Origin of the sequence: Nisaea denitrificans DSM 18348 (genome assembly GCF_000426505.1) — a bacterium.
Taxonomy (GTDB): Bacteria; Pseudomonadota; Alphaproteobacteria; order Thalassobaculales; family Thalassobaculaceae; genus Nisaea; species Nisaea denitrificans.
On sequence record NZ_KE384531.1, the window covers coordinates 520927 to 535565 of the forward strand.

13 protein-coding genes are annotated in these 14639 nt (G+C 61.9%); 11 read left to right on the forward strand and 2 right to left on the reverse strand.

The annotated features are described in order from the left end of the window. Positions 1–76: 76 nt before the first annotated feature. Complete coding sequence (locus K328_RS0119430; RefSeq protein WP_028467397.1) at positions 77–316, forward strand: hypothetical protein; 240 nt, start codon at positions 77–79, stop codon at positions 314–316. Here K328_RS0119430 and K328_RS0119435 read toward each other — a convergent pair. After that, on the reverse strand, positions 313–798 hold the full coding sequence (locus tag K328_RS0119435; RefSeq protein WP_051285183.1) for a MerR family transcriptional regulator: 486 nt from the start codon (positions 796–798) through the stop codon (positions 313–315). The genes K328_RS0119430 and K328_RS0119435 overlap by 4 nt on opposite strands. 143 nt (positions 799–941) lie before the next feature. Between K328_RS0119435 and K328_RS0119440 the strand changes: the two genes are divergently transcribed. The 5 genes from K328_RS0119440 to K328_RS0119460 all read left to right on the forward strand — a co-directional run bounded on the left by K328_RS0119440 (position 942) and on the right by K328_RS0119460 (position 6886). Next, complete coding sequence (locus K328_RS0119440) at positions 942–1523, forward strand: cation efflux transmembrane domain-containing protein (protein ID WP_245577597.1); 582 nt, start codon at positions 942–944, stop codon at positions 1521–1523. A 176-nt stretch (positions 1524–1699) separates the two neighbouring features. Next, positions 1700–3280: an ABC transporter substrate-binding protein gene (locus K328_RS0119445; protein ID WP_028467400.1), complete on the forward strand. Its 1581-nt coding sequence runs from the start codon at positions 1700–1702 to the stop codon at positions 3278–3280. Positions 3281–3399: 119 nt separating this feature from the next. Beyond that, positions 3400–4344: an ABC transporter permease gene (locus K328_RS0119450; protein WP_028467401.1), complete on the forward strand. Its 945-nt coding sequence runs from the start codon at positions 3400–3402 to the stop codon at positions 4342–4344. Continuing rightward, positions 4344–5237 carry an ABC transporter permease gene (locus tag K328_RS0119455; RefSeq protein WP_226886837.1) on the forward strand — a complete coding sequence of 298 codons (894 nt, stop codon included), beginning with the start codon at positions 4344–4346 and terminating at the stop codon, positions 5235–5237. Before K328_RS0119450 ends, K328_RS0119455 begins: the two co-directional genes overlap by 1 nt. Beyond that, a complete protein-coding gene (locus K328_RS0119460) occupies positions 5234–6886 on the forward strand; it encodes an ABC transporter ATP-binding protein (protein WP_245577598.1) in 1653 nt (550 codons plus the stop codon). Before K328_RS0119455 ends, K328_RS0119460 begins: the two co-directional genes overlap by 4 nt. 107 nt (positions 6887–6993) lie before the next feature. Here K328_RS0119460 and K328_RS25005 read toward each other — a convergent pair whose 3' ends face one another. Then, on the reverse strand, positions 6994–7440 hold the full coding sequence (locus tag K328_RS25005; protein ID WP_036554945.1) for a PaaI family thioesterase: 447 nt from the start codon (positions 7438–7440) through the stop codon (positions 6994–6996). A gap of 45 nt (positions 7441–7485) precedes the next feature. Between K328_RS25005 and K328_RS25010 the strand changes: the two genes are divergently transcribed. The 5 genes from K328_RS25010 (at position 7486) to K328_RS25015 (ending at position 14624) form a co-directional block, all read left to right on the forward strand. After that, positions 7486–8292, forward strand: a complete 807-nt coding sequence (locus tag K328_RS25010) for an ImuA family protein (protein WP_051285185.1) — start codon at positions 7486–7488, stop codon at positions 8290–8292. Between the two features lie 155 nt (positions 8293–8447). Beyond that, positions 8448–8930, forward strand: a complete 483-nt coding sequence (locus K328_RS0119475) for a PilZ domain-containing protein (RefSeq protein ID WP_028467404.1) — start codon at positions 8448–8450, stop codon at positions 8928–8930. Between the two features lie 91 nt (positions 8931–9021). Then, positions 9022–10629: a DUF6504 family protein gene (locus K328_RS0119480; protein ID WP_051285187.1), complete on the forward strand. Its 1608-nt coding sequence runs from the start codon at positions 9022–9024 to the stop codon at positions 10627–10629. Between the two features lie 15 nt (positions 10630–10644). After that, positions 10645–13983 carry an error-prone DNA polymerase gene (locus K328_RS0119485; protein ID WP_028467406.1) on the forward strand — a complete coding sequence of 1113 codons (3339 nt, stop codon included), beginning with the start codon at positions 10645–10647 and terminating at the stop codon, positions 13981–13983. Positions 13984–14033: 50 nt separating this feature from the next. Continuing rightward, positions 14034–14624, forward strand: coding sequence for a putative glycolipid-binding domain-containing protein (locus tag K328_RS25015; RefSeq protein ID WP_036554947.1), 591 nt, complete (start codon positions 14034–14036; stop codon positions 14622–14624). Positions 14625–14639 lie beyond the last annotated feature (15 nt).

The following is a 14639-nucleotide window of genomic DNA, read 5'->3' on the forward strand; positions in this document are numbered from 1 at the left end:
CTGTTCCCGTTTTTGTCGATCCGCGCGAGATTGCGCCTATATTCTGTGATTGGTCAAATTCGCCGGGTGATAGGCAATGCGTAACGTGATCCTGCTCGCCGTAGTACTCCTCAGCCTTCTCGCGGGCGCCCTTTGGGGTGTTTGGGAGGTCTGGTTCGCCGTCGAGGATGTCGAGATGAGCATCCACGGATTCATTGCGCTGGCCTTGGGAGCCTTCTTCACATTGCTGCTTGGCGGCGGTCTGATGTGGCTCGCCTATTACAGCTCCAAGCACGGCTATGACGAGCGTACGATTCACCCGGAGGACGAGGGTTAATCCGGCGACCGGTAGGGCATGGTTTCCACCGGCTCATGGCTGGTGGAGCAACACTTTTCGTGATCCGAAAGCACACCTATTATCCGGCAGTCGGCCACGGTTCCGTGCGAGCAGCTCTCCAGCATCCGCGCCAACTCTCCTTCCAGAGCTTGCAGGCGGCCGATCCGCCTTCTGACTTCTCCAAGATGACGGCTGACGATTTCGTCAGCTTCCACGCAAGAGGCGGCGGGCTTGTCTGTCATCTCCAGTAGCTCGCGAATGGCATCCAGGGGGAAGCCGAAATCGCGGGCATGTTTGATGAAGCCCAGCCGGTCGAGTTGATCCTGTCCGTAGATCCGTTGGTTGCCGGCGGTGCGGGCCGGTTCCGGCAGCAGCCCGATGGACTCGTAATAACGGATCGTCTGCACCTTTGTGCCCGTCTGGCGGGCGAGATCGCCGATCGGATAACGCGGGGCTGTGGCGTTTGTGGCGAATTCCGTCATGGCTTTCTCGAACTCTCTGTCGTTTGTCCTTGAACCTACAGTCGCTGTAGCTCCCATATTTGGGCTCGATGAGTTGATTTGTCGAGGGGCGTGCCATGGCCGGCTGTTGCGGTCACGATCATGAAAATGTGGTTTTCGAAGGAATGTCAGCGGCTTATCGCCGGGCGCTCTGGGCCGTAATCCTGATCAACGGCGTGATGTTCGTTGTCGAAATGGCCGCCGGGTTCGGCGCCGGGTCGATGGCCCTGAAGGCGGACGCGCTCGATTTTCTGGCCGATACCGCGACCTATGCGCTCAGCTTCTATGTCATCGGAAAAGCCGCCCGGGTCCGGGCCAGCGCGGCTCTTTTCAAAGGGTTTTCACTCGCACTCATGGGGCTCTGGGTGTTTGCCTCCACCGCCTACCAGGTGCTTGTGGTAGGTGTGCCGGAAGCCGTCGTGATGAGTTCTGTCGGTGTCCTCGCCTTCATTGCCAATATGGCCAGCGTCGGACTGCTCTATCGCTTCCGTGACGGTGACGCGAATGTCCGCTCCGTCTGGCTCTGCTCGCGCAACGATGCGATTGGAAATGTTGCCGTGGTCATCGCTGCGGGCGGTGTCTGGTATACCGGAACCGGCTGGCCCGATCTTGCCGTTGCCGGGGTAATGGCGGGCCTGTTCTGCTGGTCCTCTTTCCAGATTATCCGTCAGGGTCTCGGGGAGATGCGGGCAGTCTCTGCAACCTGATTGCGAGCAGCCTGCCCACGCGATTAGTGCGCCTTCATTACGATAATCTTTCTTGTTCCACGATGTGGATTCATTGACTCGCACATGGTGCGGTGCAAAAAATACCCGCTCCAAACTAGGTAATAGACGAGGTCAACCTCGCATCTCACCTAATAATTCGGAACAGGGATATTGATATGATTCGTTGGACACGACGCAGCCTGATGGCTCTCGCGGTCGTGGCCCTGCCTTTGGTAGGGACCCCGACTTTGGCGAGCGCCGAAACGGTTCTGCGGGTAATTCCGCACGCGGACCTGAAGAACCTCGATCCGATCTGGACGACGGCCTACATCACCCGCAACCATGCCTATCTCATCTATGACACGCTTTTCGCGATGGATGAGAGCTTCAAGCCGCAGCCGCAGATGGTCGACACCTGGGAGACATCTTCCGACGGTAAGGTCTGGACGTTCAACCTGCGCGACGGGCTGAAATTTCATGACGGCGCGGCGGTCACTTCCAAGGACGTCATCGCTTCGCTGAAGCGTTGGGGCGCCCGTGATGGCATGGGCCAGAAGCTCATGGAACAGATGGAAGAGATGGTCGCCGTCAGCGACAAGACCTTCCAGTTCAAGCTGAAGGCGCCGTATGGATTGGTGCTGGAGTCGATCGGCAAGATCTCCTCCAACGTGCCGTTCATCATGCCGGCCCGCATTGCCGCGACCGATCCATTCGAGCAGATCCCCGAGCATATCGGCTCCGGCCCGTTCAAGTTCGAGGCGGACCAGTGGGTTCCGGGTTCGACCGTGGTCTATACGAAGTTCGAGGACTATGTCCCGCGCTCCGAGGCACCGTCTGCTGCCGCTGGCGGCAAGATCGCCAAGGTCGACAAGGTGATCTGGACCTACTTCCCCGATCAGACAACCGCAATGAACGCTCTGATCGCCGGCGAAATCGACTTCTTCGAACAGCCGTCCACCGATCTGATGCCGCTGCTTTCCGCGGCGGAAGACGTGACTGCGGAAGTTAACGATCCGCTCGGCTCCATCGGCTTTGCCCGCTTCAACCATCTGCTGCCGCCGTTCGACAATGTCGAGATCCGCAAGGCGGCGACCATGGCTATGAAGCAGGAAGATTACCTGGCCGGTGCCATCGGTGCTCCGGAGTTCTGGAAAACCTGTTTCTCGATCTACCCCTGCGGTACGCCCCTGGCGACCGAAGTGGCGGCCGAGACCATGAAAACCGGTTCCATCGAAAAAGCCGCCGCTGCCCTGAAAGCTGCCGGTTATGACGGGACGCCCGTCGTGATCATGCACCCGACGGACATTCCGGTGCTCTCCGCTTTCACCCTGATCTCCGCCGAGAAGCTCCGCAAGGCTGGCTTCGAGGTCGATCTGCAGGCGATGGACTGGTCCACCCTGACTTCCCGCCGGGCCAAGCGTGACCCGGTTTCCGAAGGCGGCTGGAACATCTTCCACACCTGGTGGATCGGTGCGGACGTGATCGACCCGATGTCCATCGCCTTCTCCGGCGATCCGGACAAGGGCTGGTTCGGCTGGCCGACTGATGAGGCGCTCGAGAAAGCGCGTGCCGACTTCGCCGCAGCGACAACGGCGGAAGAAAAGCTCACTGCTGGCAAGAAGGTGCAGGAGCGGGTCTGGAGCATCGCAGCCTCTGCCGAGCTTGGTCAGTTCTTCGTTCCGGTTGCTTACCGGAACAATGTGAAGGGCCTGATCAAGTCTCCGGTCCAGTTCTTCTGGAACATGTCGGTCGAGTAATCTCGCCCGTCAGAAAGCCGTCCGGATCGCCTGGTCCGGACGGCTCCTCTGCAATGCTCTGCCCTCGGGCCGGTAAAGGCTCGTACTGGCGACAGACGCCTTGAGGAGCTTACCTCTCCATGCTGACCTATGTTTTGAAGCGCGTGCTCTCGACGATCCCCGTGATGGTGATTGTCGCCGTGCTGGTTTTCCTGCTTCTGCGACTTGCGCCGGGTGATCCGGCAGCTGTGATCGCAGGGGATTATGCGACGGCTGAGGATGTCGAGCGTATCCGAACCCAGCTCGGACTGAACGATCCAATGTTGGTGCAGCTCTGGCGCTGGATCCTGCAGCTCGCCTCGGGCGATCTCGGCACCGCCATCTTTTCCAAAAAGCCGGTTATGGAACTGATCGGTCAGCGGATTGAGCCGACCCTGCTGCTTTCCCTCTGCACGATTGTGTTCGCGGTCGCCGTCGCAGTGCCGCTCGGAACCATCGCCGCCTGGAAATCGGGGTCTCTGATTGACCGGTTCGTCATGTTCTTTTCGGTCGGCGGCTTCTCGGTGCCGGTCTTCGTCTTGGCCTATTGCCTGATTTATGTGCTGGCGATGCAGCTGAAGATCCTGCCGGTCCAGGGCTACAAGTCCCCGTTCGACCACGGACTTTTTACCTTCCTCAGACATATGGTCCTGCCGGTCCTTGCGCTCTCGGTGATCTTCATCTCGCTGATCGCGCGGATGACGCGGGCCTCGGTCATGGAAGTCCTTGAAGAGGATTATGTCCGGACCGCCCGTGCAAAGGGCCAGTCCGAGTGGAAAATCCTGATGAAGCATGCTGTTCGCAATGCGGCGGTGCCGATTGTGACTGTGATCGGTGTTGGCATCGCACTGCTGATCGGCGGTGTGGTGGTGACAGAGTCGGTCTTCAATATTCCTGGCCTTGGGCGTCTTGTGCTCGATGCGGTGCTGGCCCGCGATTACCCGGTGATCCAGGGGCTGATCCTGTTCTTCAGCTTCATCTACATCCTGATCAACCTGCTGATCGATCTTTCCTACACCCTGTTTGACCCGAGGATCAGGTACTGATGACAGCGACAGATCCTCAACAGATGTCCGTGGACGACGTCCTTCCGGAAAAGCAGCAGCCGTCGACATTCGCGCTGATGATGCGGAACAGGTCGGTGTTCTGGGGCGGTATCCTGCTGCTGATCATGGCGGCGATCGCACTTATCTGGCCGTTCTTCACCGGATCGCCGACCGAGCAGAATGTGATCAGCCGGCTGAAACCGCCGTCGGCGGATTTCTGGTTTGGCACGGATTTTCTCGGCCGCGATATTTTCGTCCGGGTCGTCCATGGCGGTCGGATTTCGCTCGTCGTCGGTATTTCCGTGGCGGCCATCGCAACCGTGATCGGCCTGTTCACCGGGCTTCTCGCTGGTTATGTGCGCTGGCTCGATGCGCCGGTGATGCGGGTGATGGACGGCTTGATGGCAATCCCGGCGATCCTGCTGGCGATTGCCATGATCTCGATTTCAGGCGCGACGCTGACCACGGTCGTCATCGCCATCACCATTCCCGAAATACCGCGGGTCGTGCGGCTGGTGCGCGCCGTTGTGCTGACGGTGCGGGATGAGCCCTATGTGGAAGCGGCGATTGCCTCCGGGACCCGGCTTCCGGCGATCCTGATCCGGCATATCCTGCCAAACACCATCGCTCCGATGATCGTGCAGGCCACTTATATCTGCGGCGCCGCGATGCTGACCGAGTCGATCCTCGGCTTCCTCGGAGCCGGCATCCCGCCGGAAATCCCGAGCTGGGGCAATATCATGTCCGAGGGGCGGACCTATTTCCAGCTCACCCCCTGGATCATTTTCTATCCCGGTGTCGCTCTCGCGCTGACCGTTCTGGCCGTCAATATTGTCGGCGACGGACTGCGTGACACGCTTGATCCCCGTATTGCCCGGAAGATGCGCGCATGACCGATACACAAGTCGCAGCGAAGACGATGGGGGCCGCAGCGGCCACGCCCGTTCTTGAAGTCCGCAATCTCTCGGTGGCGCTGCCCAAGGGGGCGGACCGCCCGTTCGCCGTCGAGGATATCAGCTTCACCGTCGGGGCGCGGGAGATCGTCTGCGTGGTGGGGGAGTCTGGTTCCGGTAAGTCCGTGACCGCTTTCACCACCATGGGGCTGAACCCGAAGGAGGTGAAACCGGTTAGCGGTGAGATCATCCTTCAGGGCGAGGACTTGCTGAAGAAGTCGGATGCCGAGATGCGTCGCCTGCGCGGCGAGAAAATGGCGATGATCTTCCAGGAGCCGATGACGGCGCTGAACCCGGTCATCAAGGTGGGCGATCAGATCCGTGAGATGCTGGAGATCCACACCGACCTCTCGGCGGCCGAGCAGAAAGAGCGTGTGCTTGAGGTCATGGCGGACGTTTCCCTGCCGGACCATGTGAAGATGTATGACAGCTACCCTCACCAGCTTTCGGGCGGGCAGCGTCAGCGCATCATGATCGCCATGGCACTGGCGCTTGAGCCGGGGCTGCTGATCGCCGATGAGCCGACAACCGCGCTCGATGTGACCACCCAGGCGCAGATCCTCGACCTGATCAAGGACATCCAGCGCCGGCATGGTTCGGGCGTGCTGTTCATCACCCATGATTTCGGCGTGGTGGCGGAAATCGCGGACCGCATCGTCGTCATGCAGAAGGGCAAGATCGTCGAGCAGGGCACGCGGGATGAGATTCTGCTGAAGCCCCAGCATCCTTACACAAAGATGCTGATCGGTTCCGTGCCTTCTATGACACCAAGCCACCGGGTCGAGATCGACAAACGCTCGCCAGCCCTGATCGCGCAGAAGGTCAACAAGGTCTATGGCGGGACCGGGCTGTTCCGGAAGAGCCGTGAGGTGCATGCCAACAAGGATGTGAACCTCGTGGTGCACCGGCGGGAAACCCTCGGCGTGGTCGGTGAATCCGGCTCCGGCAAGTCGACGCTGGCCCGCTGTATCGTGCGTCTGCAGGACCCGACGTCTGGCCATATCGAAGTGGAAGGTGCGGATATCGCGACCATTTCCGAAAATGCGATGCGGCCGCACCGGCGGGATATCCAGATCGTCTTCCAGGATCCGTACCGGTCGCTCAATCCGCGCCGGACGGTCGGGCAGTCGATTGTCGAGGGGCCGATGAATTTTGGCGTGAGCGAGGCCGAAGCGGATAGCCGGGCGCGCGAGCTGATGGAGATCGTCGGCCTCAGCCCGGATGCGCTGGATCGCTTCCCGCACCAGTTCTCCGGCGGCCAGCGTCAGCGTATCTGTATCGCCAGGGCGCTCGCCATGCAGCCCAAGGTGCTGATCGCGGATGAGGCGGTCTCGGCACTGGACGTTTCCGTGCAGGCCCAGGTGCTGGACCTGCTGGACGATGTGCGCGAGCGCTACGATCTCGCCATGCTGTTCATCACCCACGATCTGCGCGTCGCGGCGCAGATCTGCGACCGGATCATGGTCATGCAGAATGGTGTCGTGGTCGAGGAAGGCGAGACGGCGAAGGTCTATGCCGATCCGAAGCACGAATATACCCGCTCGCTGCTCGCAGCCGCGCCGGGCCGGGATGTCGCCTTCGCGAAGTGATCCGTCAGGCTTCGTCAGAGCCAGCAGCACCGTCGCCTGGTGCTGCTGCCGTGGCATTTCCGAAGCCTTCTTGCACGAGCATCCCTTTGGGCTGCTAAGGCGGGGTATCAGCCGGCGGAGGTCACCTTGCTGACCAGTGCCTTGTAGGTACCTTCGCCCATGGCGATCAGAACACCTTCGGGGCTGTAGACCTCGCAGCTGGCAAAGAAGACCGAGCGTCCGCCGCCGCGCCGTTTGGCGGTGGCGTAGATTCGGCCTTCCTTGGTCGTCCCCATGAAGCTGGTGGTCAGCGACAGGGTGAGGGCGCGCTTTTTCTCGGCCCCTTCAGGCACCCAGACACCGCAATAGCCGCCGACCGCGTCGATTATCGTGGCGACCACGCCGCCATGCAGGATGCCGCTGCGGTTCAGGTGTTTTTCCGTCAGGTCCAGCTCCAGCTTCGCATAGCCGTCCGCCCACTCTGTGAGGCGGAAGCCGAGATCGGCATTGAAGCCGAGCATGGTTTCAAGGGATTGGGGCTGATCGGATGCGGAAGCGTCGGCCGATTGACTCATGGAAAGACATACCTTAGAACAAATCAAGAACATTTAGGTGGTCGAATGGGCGATCCTAAGCGCAGTAACGGCGTCGGGCAACGGGCCGATTTGGCATCTCTGCGTGCGCAGGTGCGGGCTATTGAACGCGGCACTGACGCTGGGGATCGGGCGGCGCGCTGTCCGCTCGGCCTGGAGGGTCTGGATCATCATCTTGGCGGTGGCCTCGCCCTTGGCCGTATTCATGAAATCACCGGCGAAGCGCGTACCGAAGTAAGGGACGCGAGCGTCTTCGGTTTCGCTGCCGCCATGTCGGTACGCCTGCTGGGCGCTGCGCGTGGCGGGGATATCCTCTGGTGCCTTCGGGATGCCAACATGTTTGGCGGTATGGCCTATGGCTGCGGGCTGGCGGCTCTCGGACTCGATATGGACCGGGTCCTTTTCGTTGAGGCGCGGGACGAGGCGCAACGGCTCTGGGCCATGGAGGAAGGATTGCGGTGCACCGGTCTTGCCGGGGTCGTGAGCGAGTTCGGCCCGGCACATGCCGGAGAGGCGGCGCGGGTCGCCGAGCGGCGCCTGCAGCTCGCGGCGGAAACAAGTGGCGTCACCGGCTTTCTGCTCCGGAGCGTTGCAGGAGAGATGGCAGCGGGAACGGCAGACAGCCGCTGGTCCGTCAGGGCCGCGCCTTCAGGCGGTGATCCGCGGCCGCTCTGGTCGCTTTCTCTCGACCGTTTGCGCGGGGGGCAACCAGCCGCTTGGCGGTTGTTCTGGGATTCGCGTGAAGGACGATTCCGAATGCCGGAGGAGCGCCCGGAAGTGAGTCCTGTGTGGCCGGAAACGAGGAGCTTTGCGGCATCGGGTGCTGCCGCGTAACCCTATATGTACTTTTTGATATTCCTCGTTAACATTACGCACACTACTTGGTGCTGTGCCGGATCACTCTTTTGCCTGATTGACGCAAAGATCATCGTCCGCAGCCGAAATGGCAGCAGTCGTGTACACTGTTGCCAAAGATGAAGGGGCGGGGAATGAATGCTGTCGCGGAGACAGTGATCGCTGAGGAAAGACGCAGGCACGGACGGTGGTCCGTGACGGGCGCCTATGCTTCGGTGGACGGACGTCGGCTTCCGCTCATTGATATTTCAATCGGCGGCTTTCTTGCCCGACTGCCTGAAGACGGGCGGGAGATCGATACCCCTCTTGAAGGCACGATCTACTGGAAGGGCCGTGACGAGCTGATTGAATTCCCGTTCAGTGCGGATATCGTTCGTCGCCTACATAACGGGCAAAGTATCGCCGCCCAGTTCCAGTCCCTGGCTGGCGAATCCATCGACAGTTTGCTGCGTTTTCTTAGTGCCATCGAAGCGGAACGGCACCAGCGCATCGAGAGCCAGCAACGCTCGGCGGAGCGCCGGATTTTGTTCCGCAGGCTTGGCCTCTGGAGCGTTGTCGGCGGCAGCGTACTGATCGCCCTCTATCTCTTCTGGGTGTTCGGCCTCTCCGGTCACTGATCCCATTTTACGCGAAGCCTGTTTTTGATCATATTGACATAGAGAACAAAACATGAACAATTGAAATCAACTCATCACGGGGAGACGGTTCATGGCACGGCGATTTCTGTATCTCTTCATTCCGGACTTTGCTTTCGACTGGCGCCGCAACGGCGATAGTGCTCTTACCTCGGGGGACCGGCCTCTGATCATGACCCGGCGCGTCGCGGGTTCTGAAATCATCGCTGCGGCAGACAGTGCCGCCGTCCAGCAGGGCATTCAGGTCGGGCGTTCTCTCGCCGATGCCCGTGCGATGCTGCCTGATCTGAAGGCTCTTGAAGCGGACATGGGGGCCGATCGCAAACGGCTGGAACAACTCGCCGCCTGGTGCCAGCACTATACGCCGATGGTCGCGGCGGACAGCAGCGCGACGCCTTTCAACGGGGAAGGCGGCAGCGCTGGCCTCTACCTCGATATCACCGGTTGCGCGCACCTCTTCCGACGGGAAGGTGCGGAAGACACGCGAACGGAGGAACAGGCGCTTGGGCGCGATTGCCTCGCGGCCCTGAGCCGGTTTGGTTTTGCAGCCCGGCTGGCGGTGGCGGATACCCCTGACGCTGCTCGTGCCATCGCCCGTTTCTCCCCCTCTACCCTGACGTTGGTACCGCCGGGGAAAACCTCCATGGCACTTGAACCGTTGCCTGTCGCGGCACTCGGCCTCGTGCCGGCAACTGTAGAGGCGCTTGATCGGGTTGGCTTGCGCCGTATTGCCCAGATCATCGGCAAGCCGCGAGCGCCGCTCGTCAGCCGGTTTGGTGCCGCGATGGTGGAAGCGCTGGACCGTGCCCTCGGGCAGCGCCCGGCCGCGCTCGACATGCGCTTGCCGGAGGTGCCTTTCCGGGAACGGCTGGCTTTTGCGGAGCCTATTGCCCTTCGGGAGGATCTGGAGCGTGCGGCCAGGCAGTGCCTCGCCGGTCTCTGCCGCCGGCTGGAACGCGAACAGGCCGGCGCCCGGCGGGTGCGGGTCCGCTTCTTCCGTGTTGATGGCGCCGTGCCGCAAATCACCGTTGGCACCAGCCGGCCCTGCCGGGATGCGGATGTTCTGTTCCGTCTGCTGGTCCAGCATTTCGATAAACTCGATCCCGGGTTCGGTATCGATGTTGCCGTGGCCGACATTCTCGAAAGCGATATGGCGGGCGGCGTGCAGGGTGCACTCGGTGCCACTGCGGGACAGGACCGCGATGCCGTGGCCGATCTTGGCGACCGTCTGGCCAACCGGCTTGGGGGTGAGGCGATCTATCGGTTGCAGCCGACTGAGAGCCACCGGCCCGAACGGGCAGAGCGACGGGGAGATATTCGTCCGTCCGGCAAGCCGCTTCACTGGAGCAATCTGCGCCCGCTGACGCCGGAACGGGCGCGGCCTGTGCGGCTTATGCGACGCCCGGAACAAGTCGAGGCAACGGCGCTTTTACCGGATCATCCACCGGCCCGGTTCCGCTGGCGTGGCGCAGAGTACCGGGTTGCGGAGGCTGCCGGCCCGGAGCGGCTGGCACCGGAATGGTGGCGTACCGATGCCGAAGACGGGGCGGCGGTGGATGCCATGACACGGGACTATTTCCGGCTGGAGGATCAGGACGGCCGGCGCTTCTGGCTCTATCGCGAAGGGCTGGCAGAGCGCGGCGAGAAACCGCAATGGTATCTGCACGGCCTGTTTTCCTGAGGCTCATATGGACCCATGTCCGGATATGCCGAGCTTCACGTCTCCAGTAACTTCAGTTTCCTGCGGGGGGCTTCTCATCCGGAAGAACTGGTAGAGACGGCCGCTCGGCTGGGCCATGCGGCCATTGCCATCGCTGACCGGAACAGCCTCGCCGGTGTGGTCCGGGCCCATATTGCCGCCAGGGCACATGGCATAAAGCTGATCGTCGGCGCGTGTCTTGACCTTGAGGACGGCACGCGTCTGATCTGTCTGCCGACTGACCGGCCTGCCTATGCCCGGCTTTCCCGTATGCTGAGTGTCGGCAAACGCCGGGCCGCAAAAGGGGAATGCCTGCTCACCCGTCAGGATGTGATCGAGCATGGTGAAGGCCAGCTCTTTCTGCTGCTGCCGCCACCCCGTCTTCCGGAAGACTATGCTGCGGATCTCAAGTTCTGGGCGGAGGCTTGTCCTGCAGCCTGTCACCTCGCCGCCAGCATGCTCTATCACGGAGATGACGCCCGGAGACTGCGAGCGCTCGCCACGCTCGCCCGCGGAGCGGGTCTTCCCTTGGTCGCAACCAATGACGTGCATTATCACATACCGGAGCGCCGCCCGCTGCAGGATGTATTGACCTGTATTCGCGCGCATTGCCGGATAGACGACGCGGGCTGGCGGCTCGATGCCAATGCGGAGCGTTATCTGAAGCCGCCGGGAGAGATGGCCCGGCTGTTCCGGGACTGGCCCGACGCCGTCGCCGAAACGGTCCATATTGCCGACCGATGCCAGTTCTCACTGGACGAGCTGGCCTATGAATATCCCGACGAGATCGCTCCGAACGGCCGGCCGGTTCAGGCAGAGCTTGAGGCGCAGACCCTTGCCGGTGCTGCCGAACGCTATCCCGAAGGCATTCCGCAACCGGTGCAGATCCAGCTACGGCATGAGCTGGATCTGATCGCCCGGCTCGACTACGCCCCATACTTCCTGACCGTTTACGACATGGTCCGCTTCGCCCGAAGCCGGAATATCCTCTGTCAGGGCCGGGGCTCGGCGGCGAATTCTGCGGTCTGCTACTGCCTCGGCATCACCTCTGTCGATCCGTCCCGGGCCGATCTGCTGTTCGAGCGATTTGTCAGCGAGGAACGCGACGAGCCGCCCGACATCGATGTCGATTTCGAGCATGAGCGGCGCGAGGAGGTCATCCAGTACATCTATCGGAAATACGGAAGGGAGCGTGCCGGTCTGGCGGCCACAGTAATCAGCTACCGTTCCCGAAGCGCGTTGCGGGATGTGGGCAAGGCGATGGGGTTGTCTGAGGATGTGGTCGGCCTGTTGTCGTCACAGGTCTGGGGGCGGCACGGAGATGGTGTCTCGGACGACCGGATCCGCGAGGTCGGTCTCGACCCGGCAGACAGGCGGCTTGCCATGGCGATGAATCTCACCCGGCAGCTGATGGGCTTTCCCCGCCATCTCTCCCAGCATGTCGGCGGCTTTGTCATCACCCGCGGGCGCCTGGACGAGTTGGTGCCGATCGAGAATGCGGCGATGCAGGACCGCACCGTGATCGAATGGGACAAGGATGATCTCGATGCGCTGGGAATGCTCAAGGTCGACGTTCTCGCCCTTGGCATGCTGAGTTGCGTGCAGAAGGCATTCACCCTGCTGCAGCGCCATTACGGGCTCGAATACGATCTCGCCTCCGTGCCGGCGGAGGACCCAAAAGTCTATGACATGCTCAGCCGGGGAGACAGCCTCGGTGTCTTCCAGGTGGAGAGCCGGGCCCAGATGGCGATGCTGCCGCGCCTGCGCCCGCGCAATTTCTATGACCTTGTCATCGAGGTCGCAATTGTCCGGCCGGGGCCGATCCAGGGCGACATGGTGCATCCGTATCTTCGCCGCCGCGACGGGATCGAGCCGGTAGAGTTTCCGTCCGAAGAGTTGCGGAAGGTGCTGGGCAAGACGCTCGGCGTGCCGCTCTTTCAGGAGCAGGCGATGAAGATCGCCATCGTCGCGGCCGGGTTCACGCCCTCGGAGGCGGACCGGTTGCGCCGCGCCATGGCGACTTTCAAGAAGACCGGTCAGATCGGCCAGTTCCACGACAAGATGATCGAAGGCATGGTGGAGCGGAAGTATGAGCGTGAATTCGCCGAGCGTTGCTTCCGGCAAATCGAGGGGTTCGGCAATTACGGGTTCCCGGAAAGCCATGCCGCCAGTTTTGCTCTGCTGGTTTATGTCTCAAGCTGGTTCAAGTGCCGGTATCCGGCGGTGTTCGCTGCGGCGTTGCTGAATTCGCAGCCGATGGGTTTTTACGCCCCGGCACAGATCGTCCGGGATGCGCGCGAGCACGGCGTCACCGTGCTGCCGCCGGACGTCAATCGCAGTGGCTGGGACAGCGATCTTGAGCCGGATGGAACGGGCCGTTTTGCGCTCCGCCTGGGGCTTCGGCAGATCAAGGGCATGCGTGAGGAAGATGCCGACATGATCGCGGCCTGCCGGGGGCAGGGATACCGCGATCCCGGTGAGCTCTGGCGCCGGGCCGGGATCACGCCTCCGGTGCTGGAAATGCTGGCGCGGGGCGATGCCTTTGCTTCAATGGGGCTGGCCCGGCGCGAGGTGTTCTGGGCTGTCCGCGGCCTTGCCCGTGCTGTGACCGGCCCGGTCCGGTCGGATCGGGACTCGGGCGGCTTGCCGCTCTTCCTTGCAGCCGAAGTCCGGGAGCAGGCACATATCACGCTGCAGGAAGCGGCGGTGCATCTCCCGGCGGCGCCACTCGGGGAACAGGTGGTGGAGGATTATGCCGCGCTCCATCTGTCTCTCAAGGCGCATCCGATATCCTTGCTGCGCCCCAGTCTTTATGGCGACGGCTGTATCCGCTGCGAGGATCTCGGCCGGATGCGCGACGGCAAGCGGGTCCGGCTTGGCGGTCTGGTGCTGGTGCGTCAGCGCCCCGGTACGGCAAAGGGTATTATCTTTATCACTCTGGAGGACGAGAGCAGCGTCGCAAACCTGATCGTCTGGCCAGACCGGTTCGAGCAGTTTCGCCGCATCGTGCTCGGCGCCAAGTTTCTTGGCGTCACCGGGTTGGTGCAGCGGGAGGGGCGGGTGATCCACGTGGTGGTCGAAAAGCTGGAGGACCTGACCTACAGGCTTGGATGGCTGACTGACGGTACCGTGGACGAGGCCGGGTTTAACGGGGCCATTGCCAATGCGGACGAGATCTCCCGGCCGCAGGAAGATTACCGTGAGAAACCGCCGCGCCCGAAACTGACGCTCCGCCCGGCGCCGAACCCGGAGCAGATCCGTCCGTCAAAGCCGCTCCACACTCATCCCCGTAATATGAAACCGGACCTGAAGGTGGTAAGCCGGGATTTCCATTGACCGGCCTCGTTGGCCTGGCTGATCGAAGACCTGATGGTTCAGGAAGGCAAATGAAGGCGACGCGATACATCATCTGGCAACGGCTGGATGAGCCGGGCACGGACCTTTGCCGCATCAAGCGGAGCGAAGACGCGTGGCATCTCAAGGGCACCGCAACCGGGCTTCACGGCGGAATGCCGTTACATCTCGATTATCATATCGCCTGCGATAGCGAGTGGGTGACCCGGAAAGTGCGTTTGCTTGGATGGGCGGATGGCCGCCGGATTGATCTCATTATCCGGCGGGACGATGACGGAGGCTGGACCTGCAACGAAAAGCCGGTCCCGGCCGTTATGGGGGCGTCGGACATTGACCTCGGCTTTACCCCGGCAACAAACACGGTTGCTTTCAGGCGGAGCTGTCTGGCCCCTGGCACTGCCGTTGAAACCACAGCCGCCTGGCTCGACGAGGCCGACTGGAGTCTGAAGCCGCTCCGTCAGATCTATCGCCGCGTGACGAATGACCGGTTTGAGTACGTATCACCGGCCAATGGCTTCAAAGCGATGCTGCTTCTGGATGAAGCGGGGCTGGTCCGTAACTATCCGGGCCTTTGGGCTGCCCTTGATCGCCGGGGCGAGGTCGCCGACGGGACCAGCACCTAAACGCAGGCAGGCTCC

Coding starts and splice junctions, on each gene's coding strand:
- K328_RS0119460 (WP_245577598.1), top strand. CDS start 5,234: ATGACCGATACACAAGTCGCAGCGAAGACGATGGGGGCCGCAGCGGCC.
- K328_RS0119455 (WP_226886837.1), top strand. CDS start 4,344: ATGACAGCGACAGATCCTCAACAGATGTCCGTGGACGACGTCCTTCCG.
- K328_RS25010 (WP_051285185.1), top strand. CDS start 7,486: ATGGGCGATCCTAAGCGCAGTAACGGCGTCGGGCAACGGGCCGATTTG.
- K328_RS0119430 (WP_028467397.1), top strand. CDS start 77: ATGCGTAACGTGATCCTGCTCGCCGTAGTACTCCTCAGCCTTCTCGCG.
- K328_RS0119450 (WP_028467401.1), top strand. CDS start 3,400: ATGCTGACCTATGTTTTGAAGCGCGTGCTCTCGACGATCCCCGTGATG.
- K328_RS0119480 (WP_051285187.1), top strand. CDS start 9,022: ATGGCACGGCGATTTCTGTATCTCTTCATTCCGGACTTTGCTTTCGAC.
- K328_RS0119445 (WP_028467400.1), top strand. CDS start 1,700: ATGATTCGTTGGACACGACGCAGCCTGATGGCTCTCGCGGTCGTGGCC.
- K328_RS25005 (WP_036554945.1), bottom strand. CDS start 7,440: ATGAGTCAATCGGCCGACGCTTCCGCATCCGATCAGCCCCAATCCCTT.
- K328_RS25015 (WP_036554947.1), top strand. CDS start 14,034: ATGAAGGCGACGCGATACATCATCTGGCAACGGCTGGATGAGCCGGGC.
- K328_RS0119435 (WP_051285183.1), bottom strand. CDS start 798: ATGACGGAATTCGCCACAAACGCCACAGCCCCGCGTTATCCGATCGGC.
- K328_RS0119440 (WP_245577597.1), top strand. CDS start 942: ATGTCAGCGGCTTATCGCCGGGCGCTCTGGGCCGTAATCCTGATCAAC.
- K328_RS0119475 (WP_028467404.1), top strand. CDS start 8,448: ATGAATGCTGTCGCGGAGACAGTGATCGCTGAGGAAAGACGCAGGCAC.
- K328_RS0119485 (WP_028467406.1), top strand. CDS start 10,645: ATGTCCGGATATGCCGAGCTTCACGTCTCCAGTAACTTCAGTTTCCTG.